Here is a 1,790-nt window from a genome sequence, read left to right on the forward strand (position 1 = left end):
GGGCGGGGTGCGCCGCGGGCGGAATTCGCCAGGGCCGAGAGCGGCGCGGCATGATGGGGCCGTGTCCGCTGCCTCCGCTTCCTCTTCCTCTTCTTCTTCCTCTTCGTCCCGTGGCCGCACCGGCCGGCCGCCGCGCACCTCGCGTGCGCAGATCCTTCAGGCGGCCTGGCGGCTGATCGAGCGGGAGGGCTGGCAGAAGCTGACGATGCGGCGGCTCGCGGCGGAGGCGGGCGCGGCGCCCACGACCCTCTACCACCATGTGCGGGACAAGGACGACCTGCTGACGCAGCTTCTGAACGACTACGCCGACCGCCTCCCGCGCCCCGAGCTGCCCGACGGCCCGCGGGAGCGGATCCTGGTCGCGGCCACGGCCATGCACGACTCGCTGTCCGCCGTGCCGTGGGCGGTGGAGGTGCTCGCGGGCGGCGACTTCTTCGGGGACTCGGCGCTGTGGATGGTGGAGACGATCGTCCGGGGCGCGATCGACTGCGGCTGCACGCCGGAGCAGGCCGTCGACCTCTACCGCGGCCTCTGGTACTACACGGCGGGCGAGATCCTGGTGCGCTCGGCCACTGAGCGGCGGCACGCGGAGCGGGGCTACGACGCGTACGCGGAGGCCGTGCGCGCGCGGATGTCCCGCTCGCGGCTCCCCCATATGTCGGCCCTCGCGGACCGCTGGGCGGCCCTCGTCGCCCGCCCCACGTATCCCCGGGGGCTCAGCGCCTTCGTGGACGGGCTGCTGCGGCAGGGGCGTGGGGAGGGCGCGTGAGCCCCCGGGGGCGCGCGGGGTGCGCGGCCGTCAGGTGAGCTTGCGGGCCTTCTCGATGGCCTCGGCCAGGGCCTCCAGGCGCGGGGCGTACCCCGCGTAGCTGTAGCGCTCCTCCATGGCCCAGGGGATCGTCTGGCCGGCCTTGACGGCGGGCAGACGCTCCCACGTCGGCTTCTTCCGCAGCTCGGACGGGGGCAGGGCCTGCTCGCGGTTGTCGATCATGATGATGTCCGCGTGGTGGCTGTCCGCCTTCTCCCAGCTGAGGAACTCCCAGAAGCCCCACTTGTCGGACTTCTTGCCCTCGACGATCTCGACGCCGAGGTCCTTGAAGTAGTGGAGGTCGCAGTAGGAGTCGGGGACGGCCACGTACATGTTCTCGGCGTCGCCCGTCATGGCCAGGACCTTGACGCCGCCCTTCTTCCGGGCCGCCTTCGCGGCCTCGCGCAGCCGCTTCTCCGCCGCCTTGAAGCGCTTCTTGGCCTCCTGGGCCCGCTGTGAGCCGGTGTCGCCGCCCAGGGCCTTCGCGAGCTCCTCGTAGCGCCGCAGGGGGTCCAGGAGGGTGGTGTTGGAGCCCTTGATGCCGATGCTGGGGGCGAGCTTGTAGATCTTCTTGCTGCTCTCGTCGGGAACGAACCACAGCTTCGGCGGCGGGAACATATTGCTGATCAGCAGGTCGGGGCGTAGCTTGGCGTACTTTTCGATGTCGAACTCGCCGAAGCCGGTGCCCAGGCTCTCGACCTTGTCCAGGTCGAGGTCGCCCGCCTGCGGGTTGGGCTTGCCGCGCACCGGCTTGCTCGGGCCGAAGACGGCGCTGCACTCGACGCCGTAGTCGTGCAGCGCGGCGGCGGAGCCGATGAACGCCGCGATCTTCTTCGGGGTGTGCGGCGTCCTGGCGGTTCTGCCGCGGTCGTCCTTGAAGCTCCACGCGCCGTCGCCCCCGGCGTCGCCGGAGTCCCCGGAGGAGTCGCTGCCGCAGGCGGCCAGTACGGCGCCGAGCCCGAGCGCGCCGCCCGCCGTCAGC

At 72.0% G+C, this 1,790-nt stretch carries 2 protein-coding genes; one reads left to right on the plus strand and one right to left on the minus strand.

Going from position 1 to position 1,790, the window contains the following annotated elements; all coding sequences use genetic code 11:
• The first annotated feature begins 61 nt into the window (after nt 1–61).
• Nucleotides 62–769 (plus strand): TetR family transcriptional regulator, encoded by a 708-nt coding sequence (locus G5C65_RS36705; RefSeq protein WP_165303366.1) that lies wholly within the window; start codon nt 62–64, stop codon nt 767–769.
• A 30-nt stretch (nt 770–799) separates the two neighbouring features.
• On the opposite strand, the gene G5C65_RS36710 is transcribed toward G5C65_RS36705, so the two are convergent.
• Nucleotides 800–1,789: an ABC transporter substrate-binding protein gene (locus tag G5C65_RS36710; protein ID WP_241266324.1), complete on the minus strand. Its 990-nt coding sequence runs from the start codon at nt 1,787–1,789 to the stop codon at nt 800–802.
• Nucleotide 1,790: the final 1 nt, after the last annotated feature.

It is taken from the genome of Streptomyces boncukensis, assembly GCF_011045075.1.
Classification (GTDB): Bacteria; Actinomycetota; Actinomycetes; order Streptomycetales; family Streptomycetaceae; genus Streptomyces; species Streptomyces boncukensis.